Origin of the sequence: Paenibacillus sp. FSL K6-1122 (genome assembly GCF_037977015.1) — a bacterium.
GTDB classification, from domain to species: Bacteria; Bacillota; Bacilli; order Paenibacillales; family Paenibacillaceae; genus Paenibacillus; species Paenibacillus amylolyticus.
This window is the reverse complement of the sequence record NZ_CP150272.1, coordinates 811,804-828,408: the sequence shown is the minus strand read 5'-3', so window position 1 is coordinate 828,408 and position 16,605 is coordinate 811,804. Positions and strand designations below refer to the sequence as shown.

Annotated in this window: 10 protein-coding genes, 3 rRNA genes and 1 riboswitch; of the genes, 2 read left to right on the top strand and 11 right to left on the bottom strand. The window is 48.5% G+C overall.

Annotated features, from left to right (window positions below):
* Window positions 1-18 precede the first annotated feature (18 nt).
* From purB to NSQ20_RS03765, 7 genes are all read right to left on the bottom strand, one after another.
* Window positions 19-1,317 carry an adenylosuccinate lyase gene (gene purB / locus NSQ20_RS03795; RefSeq protein ID WP_036668399.1) on the bottom strand — a complete coding sequence of 433 codons (1,299 nt, stop codon included), beginning with the start codon at window positions 1,315-1,317 and terminating at the stop codon, window positions 19-21.
* Window positions 1,314-2,516 (bottom strand): 5-(carboxyamino)imidazole ribonucleotide synthase, encoded by a 1,203-nt coding sequence (gene purK / locus NSQ20_RS03790; protein WP_036668401.1) that lies wholly within the window; start codon window positions 2,514-2,516, stop codon window positions 1,314-1,316. The genes purB and purK overlap by 4 nt, the downstream gene beginning before the upstream one ends.
* Window positions 2,513-2,998, bottom strand: a complete 486-nt coding sequence (gene purE, locus NSQ20_RS03785) for a 5-(carboxyamino)imidazole ribonucleotide mutase (protein ID WP_017690699.1) — start codon at window positions 2,996-2,998, stop codon at window positions 2,513-2,515. The genes purK and purE overlap by 4 nt, the downstream gene beginning before the upstream one ends.
* A 194-nt stretch (window positions 2,999-3,192) precedes the next feature.
* Window positions 3,193-3,294: riboswitch (purine riboswitch) on the bottom strand.
* 270 nt (window positions 3,295-3,564) lie between these two features.
* On the bottom strand, window positions 3,565-3,999 hold the full coding sequence (locus NSQ20_RS03780; RefSeq protein WP_017690701.1) for a universal stress protein: 435 nt from the start codon (window positions 3,997-3,999) through the stop codon (window positions 3,565-3,567).
* 222 nt (window positions 4,000-4,221) lie between these two features.
* Window positions 4,222-4,485 carry a DUF1294 domain-containing protein gene (locus NSQ20_RS03775; RefSeq protein WP_017690702.1) on the bottom strand — a complete coding sequence of 88 codons (264 nt, stop codon included), beginning with the start codon at window positions 4,483-4,485 and terminating at the stop codon, window positions 4,222-4,224.
* A gap of 126 nt (window positions 4,486-4,611) precedes the next feature.
* On the bottom strand, window positions 4,612-4,749 hold the full coding sequence (locus NSQ20_RS03770; protein ID WP_017690703.1) for a hypothetical protein: 138 nt from the start codon (window positions 4,747-4,749) through the stop codon (window positions 4,612-4,614).
* Window positions 4,750-4,823: 74 nt separating this feature from the next.
* A complete protein-coding gene (locus tag NSQ20_RS03765; protein WP_036668403.1) occupies window positions 4,824-6,953 on the bottom strand; it encodes a DNA topoisomerase III in 2,130 nt (709 codons plus the stop codon).
* Window positions 6,954-7,320: 367 nt separating this feature from the next.
* Here NSQ20_RS03765 and NSQ20_RS03760 point away from each other — a divergent pair, with 367 nt between their 5' ends.
* Entirely contained in the window at window positions 7,321-9,255 is a 1,935-nt protein-coding gene (locus NSQ20_RS03760; protein WP_036668404.1) for an amidase family protein, read from the top strand.
* A 174-nt stretch (window positions 9,256-9,429) separates the two neighbouring features.
* Here NSQ20_RS03760 and NSQ20_RS03755 read toward each other — a convergent pair whose 3' ends face one another.
* Window positions 9,430-10,437: a ketoacyl-ACP synthase III gene (locus tag NSQ20_RS03755; protein ID WP_036668405.1), complete on the bottom strand. Its 1,008-nt coding sequence runs from the start codon at window positions 10,435-10,437 to the stop codon at window positions 9,430-9,432.
* Window positions 10,438-10,735: 298 nt separating this feature from the next.
* Between NSQ20_RS03755 and NSQ20_RS03750 the strand changes: the two genes are divergently transcribed.
* Window positions 10,736-11,290 carry an NADPH-dependent FMN reductase gene (locus NSQ20_RS03750; protein ID WP_036668406.1) on the top strand — a complete coding sequence of 185 codons (555 nt, stop codon included), beginning with the start codon at window positions 10,736-10,738 and terminating at the stop codon, window positions 11,288-11,290.
* Window positions 11,291-11,473: 183 nt separating this feature from the next.
* On the opposite strand, the gene rrf is transcribed toward NSQ20_RS03750, so the two are convergent.
* The 3 genes from rrf to NSQ20_RS03735 all read right to left on the bottom strand — a co-directional run bounded on the left by rrf (window position 11,474) and on the right by NSQ20_RS03735 (window position 16,454).
* A 5S ribosomal RNA gene (rrf, locus tag NSQ20_RS03745) occupies window positions 11,474-11,590 on the bottom strand.
* A 76-nt stretch (window positions 11,591-11,666) separates the two neighbouring features.
* Window positions 11,667-14,592: ribosomal RNA gene (locus tag NSQ20_RS03740) — 23S ribosomal RNA — on the bottom strand.
* A gap of 309 nt (window positions 14,593-14,901) precedes the next feature.
* Window positions 14,902-16,454 (bottom strand): 16S ribosomal RNA (locus tag NSQ20_RS03735).
* The 16S, 23S and 5S rRNA genes sit together here, the layout of an rRNA operon.
* Window positions 16,455-16,605 lie beyond the last annotated feature (151 nt).

Genomic DNA, 16,605 nt, shown 5'->3' with positions numbered 1-16,605 from the left:
CCTTATGGGACTTATATATTAATCGTTCAAGCCGAGCTTTTTGAAGATGGTGTCTACGTGCTTCAGGTGCCATGACGGGTTGAATGCATCTGCGATTTCTTCTTCGTTCAGCACTTCCGTGATTTCCGGTGTGGATTTCACGATATCCTGGAACTGGCGTTGTTCTTCCCATGCTTGCATCGCACGTGGTTGAACGGTATCGTATGCTTGCTCGCGGCTGAAACCTTTGTCGATCAGCTTTGTCATGATGCGACCGGAGAATGGTACCCCGTAGGTGCGCTCCATGTTGCGTTTCATGTTTTCAGGGAATACCGTCAGGTTCTTCACGATGTTACCAAAACGGTTCAGCATGTAGTTCAGCAGCATCGTTGCATCCGGTAGAATGATACGTTCTACAGAAGAATGTGAGATGTCGCGCTCATGCCAGAGCGTTACGTTCTCGTATGCGGATACCATATGTCCGCGAATGACGCGGGACAGACCGGAGATGTTTTCACTACCGATCGGGTTACGTTTGTGTGGCATCGCAGAAGATCCTTTTTGACCTTTAGCAAAAGCTTCTTCCACTTCACGGAACTCACTCTTCTGTAGCGCACGTACCTCTGTAGCAAACTTGTCCAGGGACGTTGCGATCAACGCCAGTGTAGCCATATATTCTGCGTGACGGTCACGTTGCAATGTTTGAGTCGAGATCGGCGCAGGTTTCGTGCCCAGCTTCTCGCAGACAAACTCTTCAACAAACGGATCGATGTTCGCGTATGTTCCAACTGCGCCTGAGATTTTGCCGTATTGTACATTGTCTGCTGCATGGCGGAAACGCTCCAGGTTCCGTTTCATCTCTTCATGCCACAATGCCATTTTCAGTCCAAATGTCGTTGGTTCCGCATGCACACCGTGCGTACGTCCCATCATTGGTGTGTGCTGATAAGCCAATGCTTTTTCACGAAGAATTTCAATGAAATTCACGATATCCTTTTCCAGAATCTCATTCGCTTGACGCAATACATAACCTAGAGCCGTATCTACGACATCCGTGGAAGTCAGTCCGTAGTGCACCCATTTCCGCTCCGCACCCAGACTTTCAGATACCGTACGTGTAAATGCGATAACGTCATGACGTGTTTCTTTTTCAATCTCATAGATGCGATCGATGTCAAAAGATGCGTTCTGACGAAGCAATGCTGCTTCTTCCTTAGGGATAACACCCAGTTCGGCCCACGCCTCACATGCACAAATTTCAACTTCCAGCCACGATTGGAATTTGTTCTCTTCGGTCCAGATGGCTCTCATTTCGGGTCTGCTATAACGTTCAATCATGAATTTGTATTCCTCCAGAGATTAGTTTGTTCAATCCATTGCAATCCTTCTTCAACATCCTGACAGAGCAGATTCACATGCCCCATCTTACGTCCTGTTTTTGCTTCGGTTTTACCATATATGTGAAGCTTGGGAATCACACCGAGCTCTATCGCTTCTACATCAGGTTGCCCTGTTCTGGCGATAATGCCTTCCAGATGTTCTCCAAGCACATTGACCATAACAACCGGACTCAATAACGAAGTGTCCCCAAGTGGTAACCCGCAGATGGCACGGATATGTTGTTCGAACTGAGAAGTCGCACAAGCTTCCATCGTATAGTGACCAGAATTATGCGGTCTTGGTGCCAGCTCATTGACGTACAGTCTTCCATCCGCCGCTACAAACAGTTCCACAGCCAGCAGTCCAACAGCCTTCATCGATTCTGCCACCGCTGCTGCCAGCTTTTGCGCTTCAATCTGGATATCTGCGGCAACTCTAGCCGGTACAATTGAAGCATGCAAAATGTTGTTCACATGAATGTTCTCCGCTGGCGGGAACGTTTTGATCTCCCCATTTGTACTACGCGCTACAACGACCGATATTTCGCATTCAAACTTGATGAATTGTTCCAACACCAGTTCCGCACCAGTAGCCGCAAGTTCTTCGTATGCCGCAACAGCCTGACTTGCTTCCCGGATGACCCGTTGACCTTTGCCATCGTAGCCTCCAGTCACCGTCTTCAGTACACAGGGCACTCCAAGTTCGCTAACAGCAGCAAGCATCGTATCCGCACTTATGATTTCCCGATAAGGCGCGACTCTCACTCCGGCGGCTTCGATCGCACGTTTTTCACGCAACCGATGTTGTGTGGTGTACAGTAACGCACTTCCTTGCGGAACGTAAGACTCACGTTCAAGCAGCCCAGCCACTTCTGCATCTACATTTTCGAATTCATACGTAATGACATCGCATTGCCGAGCCAGTTCAAGTGCAGCTTTGGCATCGTCATAACCAGCTTCAATCTGACGAGCAACTTGACCACAAGGTGCATCCGCAGCGGGATCAAGAGTAACGAATCGATACCCCATTGCCGTTCCTGCGAGCGTCATCATCCGTCCGAGCTGTCCGCCTCCAAGAATGCCGATGGTTGTTTTCCCGGGCGGCAGGACTTTTTTTAGCTCTCCTGCTATACCGGATTGGTTCCCTGCTCTATTCATAGTTCTTCACTACTTTCGAGTACTTCTTGTTTGATGCGCTCTCGGCGAGCTTCAGAGCGACGTTGGACATCCGGGTCAAAAGCACCGATCATTTGAGCTGCCAGCAATCCTGCATTGGTTGCCCCTGCCTTGCCAATCGCCACAGTTGCGACGGGAATACCACCAGGCATCTGAACAATGGACAACAAGGAATCGAGACCGTTCAATGCTTTGGATTGAACCGGTACGCCAATGACTGGAAGCATCGTTTTGGCGGCAACCATACCGGGTAGATGTGCTGCCCCGCCTGCCCCTGCAATGATCACCTTAAATCCTCGATCAATCGCCTGCTCTGCGTATTCAAACATCAGATCCGGTGTACGATGGGCGGAGACCACCTTTTTCTCATACCCAATCTCCAGTTCGTCCAGCACCTCGCACGCATGTTTCATCGTTTCCCAATCCGACTTGCTGCCCATAATTACAGCGACTTGCAGTGACATGAATACATCCAACTCCCGTCTGCGCTTTTTTGATTACATCTGACTATTAAGGAACTCTTATTACGTGTGAAATGAAAAAATCCGCTACCCGCGAAAACATCACATTTTCTCCGGACACCGGACTCCAAGAAATACGTATCCCTCATTTGGGCATGCCAAAAGGGGGCTTGCTGTCCGCATCTGGTTTCATGCGACTCTCAGCCGTATCTCCTCGTAGTCCGGAAATTTACGGTTCCCGGGTAGATACTTCCGGGCCCTATTCCCGGCGTTATACGAGCAAATATCTATCAAACTATCTTCGTTCATTTTTGTAATCTCTTATTACATATTTCGTTCCTACTCGACCTTATTCTTACCTGATCGACACATCTAACATTCTAACAATCCCCTACAGCTAATGTCAACTTAAAGACGAACATTTAACATATTGACAAATATAATGTTCGGGAATTGCTTCTTTAAATTCGCTTAACCATCCATTTCATCCCATAAAAGAAAGCCGGCTCCTCTTCAATCTCTCGAAGACAACCGGCTTCCTGCTTTTCAGTGCGTACACACTTCATCCATTATTTTACGATCAGTACTGGAACCCGCGCATGTTGCACCACATTGTGACTGACACTACCCAGGACAAATTCCCGAATACCACCCAGTCCGCGGCTACCAATAATAATGATATCAGAATCATTCTCTTTGGCAAAATCAAGCAATACTTCCGCAGCTGCTCCTTGAATCAGGTCCACATTGGCCGTTACACCCGCAGCCTGAATTCGCTCTTTTGCTTCATCTGTCGTCTGTACCGCGAGATTGTAATAGTCATTATTAAGTGAAGGTGGCAATGGAGCCAGTCCCTCACCAATAAATACACGTGGGAAATCAAAAGCATGAATGACATCCAGTACTGCATTTGGGGACACTTTAGCTAGCTCAATCGCACGATCAAGTGCTTTATTTGAAGCTTTGGAACCATCATAAGCCACTAATATTTTGGAAAATAACATGTGAATCCCGTCCCTTCCTTTATATGTAGAGCACGCGAAGCAAGCTTCGGTCTGACATGTAATAAACTAACAGTTAAATAACAGAACCATGTAACTCCTTAAACGTTCCAGAGCCACAATGAACCATTTATACGAATGAATTTACATATCAGACGAATTAATGATACACCTTTCACTTCAGCGTAAGTCTTGTTCGAATGGTTACGCATGTGTTCCATGTGTTCATTGAATAAAGTAACCATAGATTACCGCATTTAAGAATAACAACAATGGAATGCCAATGGTGAAGCTGGGATGTTTAGTCTTATGCCTTTTCCGATACATCGCGATCCAGACTCCCAAAGCACCGCCTATAAATGCTAATAAGAATAACGTCCGTTCGGGTGTACGGTCACGACGCTGTTGCGCACGCCTCTTATCATCCGACATCACCAGATAACCAACTACATTAATAAATAAAAACCACAATATAAGTCCGGTTTGCATATAATTCTAGCGATCCCCCTGTCCCGGGACATCTCCCTGTCTCCATTATAGTCCTCATCAGAGACATGTTCAACGCACCGGATAGGGAAACGCAATTTTGTGTAATAACGCTAACCTCGCTCTAACCTAGGACTCCTGTTTTGGAATACCGTTCAGGCTTGGTGCTCTTTTGGCTGCTTTGTCCGGGCGCACAGCGATACTCTCTTCCCGAATACTGTCTTTGTTTTGCTGGTTATGGATCTTCTCTGGTTTGTTATGCGGCATGTAGGTATCACCTCCTTGGCTTACGTTGCCTGAAAACGGAGGATCTTATACGACTTCAACTACCCTCAAGCGTGTTACTCTCCCTTTTTCTCCATAGCCGCCTTCAGCAGATCTCCAAGGTTAGACCCAATGGACTCCTGCTTCGCATATTGTTTCACCAGCTTTTGCTGATCGCGTTTGTTCACATGCTGTTTATCCTTATCCAACGTTTCTGTAATACCACAAGGTAGACATTGTACGTATAACCCCGCCTTACCTTCTTTGATTTCCATCTTTTTGTGGCACTGCGCACAACGACGATTGGAGAGTCTCTTTTCTGCCGAACGACGATACCCGCAGTCCTCGGTAGGACATACAAGAAACTTGCCGCGCTTGCCTTTCTTCTCCAACAACCGTGCGTTACAGTCCGGGCAATGGCTATTGGACACATTATGCGGCTTGTACTCTGCTTTGCTGCCTTTTACGGTGGACACCAACTCTTTCGCCATTGAACGGATACCATCCAGGAACGGCCCCGGTTTCCCTTGCCCACGAGCGATGCGTTCCAGTTCAGCTTCCCAGCGGGCAGTCAGATCCGGTGAACGAAGCTGCGGGGCAGCCAGTTCAATCAACTGTTTTCCTTTACCGGTTGGATGCATGCTGTTGCCTTGACGATCTATTGTATCGGAACTGACCAGCTTCTCGATAATATCCGCACGTGTAGCTGGAGTGCCGAGTCCATGCTTTTCCATCTGGGAAAGCAAAGCAGCTTCGGTATACCGTTTGGGCGGCATCGTCCGTCCACTTTTAATATGGCAACGCTGAACCGTCACGGACTGCCCTTGCTGCACATCTGGCAAAAGCGCACGCTCATGGTCTGCTGCATCATCAGTACGGTCATCGTCATCATCGCTGTAATCGCCGCCGTATACTTCACGCCATCCACTTTCTTTCACCGTTGTACCTTTAACATGGAAGGAGTCATTCCCCACCTGAACCGTGATCGCAACCGAATCGTACTTCGCTGCCGGATAGAATAGGCTGATAAAACGACGTACGATCAGATCGTACAGTTTGCGTTCCTCTGGATTCAATTGATTCAAAAGTACCGTCTGCTCCGTTGGGATAATCGCATGGTGATCCGTAACTTTGCTGTCATCCACAATACGTTTGGTGATATCCAGATTTTTGCGCAGCAAAGGACGTGCCAAAGACGCATAAGGTCCAATGGCTACACTATCCAGCCGTTCTTTCAACGTAGCTGTCATGTCCGAAGTGAGGTATCGACTGTCCGTACGCGGATACGTCACAAGCTTGTGCTGTTCATACAGACGTTGCAGGACATTTGATGTTTGCTTTGCAGAGAAACCATACTTCCGGTTGGCATCCCGTTGTAGTTCCGTCAGATCATATGCCAGTGGATGCGGCTCAACCTTCTCGCTTTTCTTCACTTGGGCAATCGTGCCCTTGCGCCCATCTACCCGTTTCTTCAATTCTTGTGTTTCTTGAGGGTCGAAAATTCGTGAATCTCCTCCAGCTGCCCGCCACACAGCCTGAAAACCTCCCATGTCTGCCGTTAACGTCTCATACTCCTGCGAGCGGAAACCGTTAATTTCATTTTCCCTGTCCATAATCATGCCCAAGGTCGGAGTTTGTACACGTCCAGCAGACAACTGGGCATTGAAACGAACGGTTAATGCACGGGTCACGTTAAGTCCGATCATCCAGTCAGCCTCCGCCCGGCAACGTGCAGATTCATAGAGGCGGTCGAACTGACTGCCTGGCTTCAGCGAAGCAAATCCGTCTTTGATCGCCTTATCTGTCTGGGATGAAATCCACAGGCGTTTAAAAGTTTTTTTCCACCCCGCCATCTGCATGATCCAACGAGCCAGCAATTCTCCCTCACGTGCTGCATCGGTCGCAATGACCAGTTCGCCTACATCCTGACGTTTCATCAACTGCTGCACGGCTTTATATTGATGGTTGGTCTCTTTAAGTACTTTCAATTTCGTACGATCTGGCAGAATGGGCAGGTCCTCCAGATTCCATGTTGCATACTTTTTGTCGTAATCCTCGGGTTCAGCTAATCCAACCAGATGTCCAAGCGCCCAGGTAACGATATATTTCGGGCCTTCCATATAACTTTTATGTTTATCACGCGCACCCATAACTCTGGCTATTTCGCGTGCTACAGATGGTTTTTCTGCGAGTACCAATGTCTTCACTTCATATCTCTTCCTCTCTGTAATGCCTTATGTCTCTTCTAATCCTATCTTTTCATTATATCATTTCACGGTAAAGGTATGCTCTGTCTTCTCCCTTTCCCAATCTACTTGCATTCTGTAACCTCATGTTTAAACAATATGTCGTATTCATGTCACTTTTAATTACATTATTTCGTTTGATAGTTTTCCTGAGTACACGAAATCAGAAGCATCAGTAAGTATTAACACTGTAAAGTATTGATGTATACGTTTTTTTGGATAAATATAAACCTTGTAAGATTACCTGACATAACTATACAATGTGTCAAAAGCATAGAAACAGAATCGCTACACACATCAATGAGACACAGGAAGGGAGCGTGGATGCATGACTTATCATGGATCTGTATTGAAAAAAAGTGGGGCTTTGTTACTGGCAGGTGCTGTTGTTGCCACAACATGGGGAGAAACGGTACCTTCGGCATCAGCCGCAACGGCAACGCCTACGAGTAAAACAACAGTAGCAGCTGTATCCAAAGGAAAAGCGCCAGCAACTCCGGTAGCATTTGTTCAGGCTATGGAAGAAGCGGCTACACTTGCAGGTGTTCCTTTTACCATGGACAAGCTCTCCGGCACAACCGTACAACGTAAAGATGCTGCGGTCGCCTTGCAACAATGGCTCAAGCTGGATTCGACTACCGTATCATTCAAAGATGTCCCGGATGAAGCCACTTTCGCAGGTGCTGTTGGTGCATTGAATACGGCAGGGCTAATGAAAGGTTATACCGATTCCCTCTTCCTTCCAAACGCTGTACTTACCGAGAATGACCTCTCCATACTGAAAGACCGCATTTATAACTACATAAAACCGTTTGTCCTGGAGGAAGCAACCATCATGGATCTCCAGACTGCAATGACGCAAGGAAAACTGACATCAAAAGAACTGGTTCAAAAATATCTGGACCGCATTGAAAAATACGATGATCAAGGTGTAAGCATCAACGCCGTATTAACCCTGAACCCGGATGCACTCCAAATTGCGGAGCAATTGGATGAAGAACGTGCAGCACAAGGTGCCCGCGGGCCTCTGCATGGCGTTCCGGTTTTGGTAAAAGACAATTTCGATACCAATGACATGCCGACAACCGCAGGCTGTATCTGTCTGAAAGATTCCATTCCTGCTCACGATGCTGAACAAGTGAAGAAACTCAAAGCAGCTGGCGCCATTATTTTGGGCAAAACGAACCTGCATGAATTCGCATTCGGCATAACGACATCCAGCTCATTGGGTGGACAAACACTGAACCCTTACGCCCTGGATCACTATCCAGGTGGATCAAGCGGTGGAACAGGTGCAGCCATTGCATCAAACTTTGCTGCAGCCGGCATGGGTACAGACACTGGTGGTTCGATCCGAATCCCATCCAGCTTCAACAGCCTTGTGGGTATCCGCCCAACCATCGGACTGTCCAGCCGTGAAGGCATTATCCCATTGGCTTTGACACAGGATGTAGGTGGGCCTATGGCTCGTACGGTTAGTGACACTGCAATCATGTTGGATGCTACAGCCGGCTATGATAAAAAGGATGTCGCTACAGCCTACGCGGTTGGCAAAATTCCATCCAGCTATACAGACTTCTTGGATGTAAACGGACTGAAAGGTGCACGCATCGGTGTGGCCACAGAACTCATCCCAAGTAACAAAGCTGAAGAAAAAGCCGTTGCTGACGTGATCAACACCGCTGTGGAAGAACTGAAGACACTGGGCGCTACCGCAGTTCCCATTTCCATCCCGAACTTGACTGAGATCAACAAATACCCAAGTCTCAGCGGATATGAATTCAAGTTCCAACTGAATGACTATCTGGACTCATTGGGTGCAGACGCTCCATATCACAGTCTGTCCGAGATCATCGCTTCCGGAGAGTTTGATAAGTCACAAGAACAATCAATGAAGACTCGGGATGCACGCCAAACGTTGGAGACTACCGAATACAAGGACATCGTCCTGAAACGCACCCAAGTTACACGTGAGTCCCTGCTGAAAGTTATGGCAGACAACAACCTGGATGCCATCATCTATCCTACGTCCACACAAGCCGCTGGTGTTATTGGCGAAGGACAAAACTCCGGTGGTAACAACCGATTGAGTCCTTTCTCCGGCTTCCCGGCGATTACGGTCCCTGCTGGTTTCACAACTGATGGTTTGCCAGTAGGCATGGAATTCCTTGGTCGTGCCTTTGATGAAGGAACCTTGATCAAGCTGGCTTACAGCTACGAACAAGGTACACATCACCGCCAAGCGCCTAAGCTTACGCCGTAAAATATTTATGGGATTAAGCAATTCCGGTTAACACAAAAAATAGATGCAATCATATCACTTTTTTGAAACGAGTTAACCCACTAAAGAGACCACCTTCTTCATGACAGCATGAAGTTTGGGTGGTCTCTTTTATGTTCTCTATTTATTTTTGTGTTGCATACCGTCGGATGTTACTCATTCCTGAACGTTGTCCGGCACGCCCCATTTCAGCACCAGACCTGCGTACGTCAGACCACCGCCAAAGCCAAAGAGAGCTACGCTCTGTCCTTCTTTCAACTTCCCTTCATCCACTGCAATCTGTAGCGCCAGCGGAATGGAAGCGGCAGATGTGTTCCCACGATACTCGACACTGGTTAAAGTACGTTCCAAAGGAACCGGACCACGTTCGCAAACAGCTTCAATCATTCTCATGTTGGCACTATGAGGGACAAACCAGTCAATCTGGTCAGGGCTTAATTCAGCTTTCGTTATAAGTTTACCCAATTGCTCTGGAATCGTCCGTACAGCCCACTTATAAATCTCTCGCCCATTCTGAACTAAACAACCTTCGCCCTGTAAAGGCACACCATTCATCTCCGAAGACAGACCACTCTTATAGAGATGTACACCGCCTTCTCCATGTGTACCTGATATGGCTGCCATAAAGTCACCTTCAGCACCCGATGATCTCTCCACCAAGAAGGCCCCCGCTCCATCACCAAACAGTACACAAGTCGTGCGGTCTGTGTAATCCGTAATTTTGGATAATGTCTCTGCTCCAACTACCAGTACTTTGCGGTACATTCCACTGGTCACCAGACTGTCGGCTAGCTGTAAACCGTAGGTAAAACCTGCGCATGCAGCATTTAAATCCAGTACACCCGTGTGTGGGATCTTAAGATTAGCCTGTACTCTGGATGCCGTACTTGGGAAAGCATATTCAGGTGTACTTGTAGCCACAAGGATCATATCCACATCTTCTACACTTACATCATAACGATGTATCATATCTTCTACAGCCTTCGTAGCCAGGTCAGATACAAATTGATCTTCAGCTGCAATTCGCCGTTCTCTCATACCAGTACGCTGTACAATCCATTCGTCACTTGTCTCGACCAATTTCTCCAGATCAGCATTCGTTAATATTCGATCCGGTACATACGTCCCCATTGCCGTGATGGTTGCCTTTGATTGATGCTTCATACCGGTAGTCACCTCACTTGTTTTTTACCATTATAGCACTAAGTCTTAGTACTTGGTACTAATTTTATAAAATATTTATTATGATTCTTTCGTTAGTTGTATTTTAAAGTGATCTCTTCATTCTATTACCCAGAGCAATACAAACGATGGCATGCATTTTGATGAAGAATTGTGGATTTTCCCTGACTAACATGAAGAATGTCTTAATTATATGCGTTTTTTATAGACAGCTCATTCAAACAGGAGGAAAATAAACTAATTGCCCTACATTACTAAAGAATAGAGATGATCTATATCCATGAAAAAAGAATTAAATATCCTTGCCATTTCCGGAAGTCTGCGCAATCAGTCCTCCAATACGTTACTAATGCACGCCATGATTAAACTGGCTCACACTAACCTTAAGTTTGAAGTATATGATGGATTAAATGATCTGCCGCATTTTAACCCTGACCTCGATGTCGAGGAGGGTCCAGTGTCCGTACAGAACTTGAGAGCCCAACTTAAGCATTCGGACGGTGTCCTTATCTGCACGCCAGAGTATGGAAACGGCGTTCCTGGGGTCTTAAAAAACGCACTAGATTGGGTTGTATCTTCTGGAGAATGGCTCAATAAACCCACCATTGTCATTGCTGCTTCCCCAAGCCCCATGGGAGGTGACAAAGCCCATGCTTCCTTATTGCTCACACTAAACATGATTAATGCACAAGTTCTACAGGAGGGCTGTTTAACCATTCCTCATATTACATTGAAAATGAACAAACAAGGCGTCATCATTGATTCGGAAACCCAGCATGCATTGCAGAACTCCCTTACAATCCTTGGGGAGGCTTGCAACCAAATGAAAGTATAGACAGATGTTGTACTTAAATCGATGAAAGAGAAGAAATGATCCTTTTAAAGTTATTTAACATTCTCATAAATATTGAAATAGTAAACAGCCTTGGTTATTTACCAGGGCTGTTAAGGTTTATATAAGTATTTAGGATTAAAATAAAAAAGACACACTCGATATCATCAAGTGTGTCTTTAGATTGCTTGGCGGCGTCCTACTCTCCCAGGACCCTGCGGTCCAAGTACCATCGGCGCTAGAGGGCTTAACGGTCGTGTTCGGGATGGGTACGTGTGGAACCCCTCCGCCATCGCCACCAAACGCGTAGCTTACATTTCAGAGTTGTTGTTCTCTGAAAACTAGATTCGAAACGAAACATGCGAATTATCACTTGCTATTGGATAAGCCCTCGACCGATTAGTACTGGTCAGCTCCATGCATTGCTGCACTTCCACCCCCAGCCTATCTACCTCGTCGTCTTCAAGGGGTCTTACATACTGGGAAATCTCATCTTGAGGGGGGCTTCACGCTTAGATGCTTTCAGCGTTTATCCCGTCCGTACATAGCTACCCAGCGGTGCTCCTGGCGGAACAACTGGTACACCAGCGGTACGTCCATCCCGGTCCTCTCGTACTAAGGACAGCTCCTCTCAAATTTCCTACGCCCACGACAGATAGGGACCGAACTGTCTCACGACGTTCTGAACCCAGCTCGCGTACCGCTTTAATGGGCGAACAGCCCAACCCTTGGGACCTACTTCAGCCCCAGGATGCGATGAGCCGACATCGAGGTGCCAAACCTCCCCGTCGATGTGGACTCTTGGGGGAGATAAGCCTGTTATCCCCAGGGTAGCTTTTATCCGTTGAGCGATGGCCCTTCCATGCGGTACCACCGGATCACTAAGCCCGACTTTCGTCCCTGCTCGACTTGTAGGTCTCGCAGTCAAGCTCCCTTATGCCTTTGCACTCTTCGAATGATTTCCAACCATTCTGAGGGAACCTTTGGGCGCCTCCGTTACTCTTTAGGAGGCGACCGCCCCAGTCAAACTGCCCACCTGACACTGTCCCCGCACCGGATTACGGTACCAGGTTAGAACCTAGATACGATCAGGGTGGTATCCCAACGTTGCCTCCACACAAGCTGGCGCTCATGCTTCAAAGGCTCCCACCTATCCTGTACAGATCGTACCCAAATTCAATATCAAGCTGCAGTAAAGCTCCATGGGGTCTTTCCGTCTTGTCGCGGGTAACCTGCATCTTCACAGGTATTAAAATTTCACCGGATCTCTCGTTGAGACAGCGCCCAAGTCGTTACGCCATTCGTGCGGGTCAGAATTTACCTGACAAGGAATTTCGCTACCTTAGGACCGTTATAGTTACGGCCGCCGTTTACTGGGGCTTCGGTTCACAGCTTCGGATTGCTCCTAACCACTCCCCTTAACCTTCCAGCACCGGGCAGGCGTCAGCCCGTATACTTCGCCTTACGGCTTCGCACAGACCTGTGTTTTTGCTAAACAGTCGCTTGGGCCTTTTCACTGCGGCCCCCTCGTGCTATTCACACTACCGGGGCACCCCTTCTCCCGAAGTTACGGGGTCATTTTGCCGAGTTCCTTAACGAGAGTTCTTCCGCGCGCCTTAGAATACTCTTCTCGCCTACCTGTGTCGGTTTGCGGTACGGGCACCATCACCTGGCTAGAGGCTTTTCTTGGCAGTGTGAGATCATGACCTTCGCTACTATAATTTTCGCTCCCCATCACAGCTCAGCCTTACAATGTGCGGATTTGCCTACACATCAGCCTTACTGCTTAGACGGACATCCATCAGTCCGCGTCACTACCCTACTGCGTCCCCCCATTGCTCATAACGGCTTACGGTGGTACAGGAATTTCGACCTGTTGTCCTTCGACTACGCCTTTCGGCCTCGCCTTAGGTCCCGACTTACCCTGAGCGGACGAGCCTTCCTCAGGAACCCTTAGGCTTTCGGCGGATCAGATTCTCACTGATCTTTTCGTTACTCATACCGGCATTCTCACTTGTATAATGTCCAGCGCTCCTTACGGTACACCTTCAACCCTTATACAACGCTCCCCTACCCCTGATGCAAAGCATCAAGCCATAGCTTCGGTGGTGTGTTTAGCCCCGTTACATTTTCGGCGCAGAGTCACTCGACCAGTGAGCTATTACGCACTCTTTCAATGGTGGCTGCTTCTAAGCCAACATCCTGGTTGTCTGTGCAACTCCACATCCTTTCCCACTTAACACACACTTGGGGACCTTAGCTGATGGTCTGGGCTGTTTCCCTTTTGACAATGGATCTTAGCACTCACTGTCTGACTCCCGGAAGTAAGTCTATGGCATTCGGAGTTTGACTGAGCTTGGTAACCCTTGCGGGCCCCGCACCCAATCAGTGCTCTACCTCCACGACTCTGTTTTCCGAGGCTAGCCCTAAAGCTATTTCGGGGAGAACCAGCTATCTCCGAGTTCGATTGGAATTTCTCCGCTACCCCCACCTCATCCCCGCATTTTTCAACATGCGTGGGTTCGGGCCTCCAGTGCGTGTTACCGCACCTTCACCCTGGACAGGGGTAGATCACCCGGTTTCGGGTCTACGTCCACGTACTAATTCGCCCTATTCAGACTCGCTTTCGCTGCGGCTCCGGCTCTTCACCTTAACCTTGCACGGGAACGTAACTCGCCGGTTCATTCTACAAAAGGCACGCCATCACCCCTAAAACGGGCTCTGACTTTTTGTAAGCACACGGTTTCAGGTTCTATTTCACTCCCCTTCCGGGGTGCTTTTCACCTTTCCCTCACGGTACTGCTTCACTATCGGTCGCTAGGAAGTATTTAGCCTTGGCAGATGGTCCTGCCGGATTCATACGGGGTTTCACGTGCCCCGCACTACTCGGGATCCGTCTCGGAGGGAACCAACTTTCAACTACAGGGCTTTTACCTTCTTTGGCGGGCCTTTCCAGACCTCTTCGCTTAACCGGTTCCTTTGTAACTCCATGTGAGACGTCCCACAACCCCAAAGAGCAAGCTCTTTGGTTTGGGCTTCTCCGCGTTCGCTCGCCGCTACTGACGGAATCACTATTGTTTTCTCTTCCTCAGGGTACTTAGATGTTTCAGTTCCCCTGGTATGCCTCTACACAACCTATGTATTCAGTTGTGAGTAACTGGAAATTACCCCAGCTGGGTTTCCCCATTCGGACACCCCCGGATCAAAGCTTGCTTACAGCTCCCCGAGGCAGTTTCGTTGTTCGCCACGTCCTTCATCGGCTCCTAGCGCCTAGGCATCCTCCGTGTGCTCTTAGTAGCTTAACCATTTTGTTCCGGTTTCGGTCGCTCGCTTCCCTTGTTTTGCTTGCGCAAAGCCAAAAGTCGCTCTCACCCGATACCCTCACAAAAGCAATTTAACTACCTTTATACACTTGACTTGTTTGCACAAGTTCAGCTTAAAGGAATGTTCTAATTCGCGTTTGTTTCGTTTCGATATCTAGTTTTCAAAGAACAAGCTCCATGCAAAAGCAAGCTGTTTGAGAGTTTGAGCTCTCAAAACCGAACAACGAGTGAGTGTTTTGCAGCTAAGCTGCGTATTTGAATGTTTCCGTTGCAGGAAACGATTCTCCATAGAAAGGAGGTGATCCAGCCGCACCTTCCGATACGGCTACCTTGTTACGACTTCACCCCAATCATCTATCCCACCTTCGGCGGCTGGCTCCTTGCGGTTACCCCACCGACTTCGGGTGTTATAAACTCTCGTGGTGTGACGGGCGGTGTGTACAAGACCCGGGAACGTATTCACCGCGGCATGCTGATCCGCGATTACTAGCAATTCCGACTTCATGCAGGCGAGTTGCAGCCTGCAATCCGAACTGAGACCGGCTTTGTTGGGATTGGCTCCATCTCGCGATTTCGCAGCCCGTTGTACCGGCCATTGTAGTACGTGTGTAGCCCAGGTCATAAGGGGCATGATGATTTGACGTCATCCCCACCTTCCTCCGGTTTGTCACCGGCAGTCTATCTAGAGTGCCCACCCGAAGTGCTGGCAACTAAATATAAGGGTTGCGCTCGTTGCGGGACTTAACCCAACATCTCACGACACGAGCTGACGACAACCATGCACCACCTGTCTTGAATGTTCCGAAGAAAAGGTACATCTCTGCACCGGTCATTCAGATGTCAAGACCTGGTAAGGTTCTTCGCGTTGCTTCGAATTAAACCACATACTCCACTGCTTGTGCGGGTCCCCGTCAATTCCTTTGAGTTTCAGTCTTGCGACCGTACTCCCCAGGCGGAGTGCTTAATGTGTTAACTTCGGCACCAAGGGTATCGAAACCCCTAACACCTAGCACTCATCGTTTACGGCGTGGACTACCAGGGTATCTAATCCTGTTTGCTCCCCACGCTTTCGCGCCTCAGCGTCAGTTACAGCCCAGAGAGTCGCCTTCGCCACTGGTGTTCCTCCACATATCTACGCATTTCACCGCTACACGTGGAATTCCACTCTCCTCTTCTGCACTCAAGTCACCCAGTTTCCAGTGCGATCCGGGGTTGAGCCCCGGGATTAAACACCAGACTTAAATGACCGCCTGCGCGCGCTTTACGCCCAATAATTCCGGACAACGCTTGCCCCCTACGTATTACCGCGGCTGCTGGCACGTAGTTAGCCGGGGCTTTCTTCTCAGGTACCGTCACCTTGAGAGCAGTTACTCTCCCAAGCGTTCTTCCCTGGCAACAGAGCTTTACGATCCGAAAACCTTCATCACTCACGCGGCATTGCTCCGTCAGGCTTTCGCCCATTGCGGAAGATTCCCTACTGCTGCCTCCCGTAGGAGTCTGGGCCGTGTCTCAGTCCCAGTGTGGCCGATCACCCTCTCAGGTCGGCTACGCATCGTCGCCTTGGTGAGCCGTTACCTCACCAACTAGCTAATGCGCCGCAGGCCCATCCCCAAGTGACAGATTGCTCCGTCTTTCCAGTTTCCTTCAGGCGAAGAAAACAATTATTCGGTATTAGCTACCGTTTCCGGTAGTTGTCCCAAACTTGAGGGCAGGTTGCCTACGTGTTACTCACCCGTCCGCCGCTAAGTATCAAGGAAGCAAGCTTCCTATCAACTCCGCTCGACTTGCATGTATTAGGCATGCCGCCAGCGTTCGTCCTGAGCCAGGATCAAACTCTCCAATAAAGTATTGAAAAGAGCGATAAGCTCATTTTGAATCTGACGAGATTAAAAATCTCATTTGTGCTCCAGTCGATCCAAGCCAAGGCTTGTCTCAAACTTTCGCGTTCATTCTGCAAGCAGAATGTTTACTCACTCGTTGTTCAGTTTTCAAAGA

Bases quoted from the DNA above. Each gene is read 5' to 3' on its own strand.
- purB (WP_036668399.1), bottom strand. From the start codon at position 1,317: ATGATTGAACGTTATAGCAGACCCGAAATGAGAGCCATCTGGACCGAA.
- purK (WP_036668401.1), bottom strand. From the start codon at position 2,516: ATGAATAGAGCAGGGAACCAATCCGGTATAGCAGGAGAGCTAAAAAAA.
- purE (WP_017690699.1), bottom strand. From the start codon at position 2,998: ATGTCACTGCAAGTCGCTGTAATTATGGGCAGCAAGTCGGATTGGGAA.
- NSQ20_RS03780 (WP_017690701.1), bottom strand. From the start codon at position 3,999: ATGTTATTTTCCAAAATATTAGTGGCTTATGATGGTTCCAAAGCTTCA.
- NSQ20_RS03775 (WP_017690702.1), bottom strand. From the start codon at position 4,485: ATGCAAACCGGACTTATATTGTGGTTTTTATTTATTAATGTAGTTGGT.
- NSQ20_RS03770 (WP_017690703.1), bottom strand. From the start codon at position 4,749: ATGCCGCATAACAAACCAGAGAAGATCCATAACCAGCAAAACAAAGAC.
- NSQ20_RS03760 (WP_036668404.1), top strand. From the start codon at position 7,321: ATGACTTATCATGGATCTGTATTGAAAAAAAGTGGGGCTTTGTTACTG.
- NSQ20_RS03755 (WP_036668405.1), bottom strand. From the start codon at position 10,437: ATGAAGCATCAATCAAAGGCAACCATCACGGCAATGGGGACGTATGTA.
- NSQ20_RS03750 (WP_036668406.1), top strand. From the start codon at position 10,736: ATGAAAAAAGAATTAAATATCCTTGCCATTTCCGGAAGTCTGCGCAAT.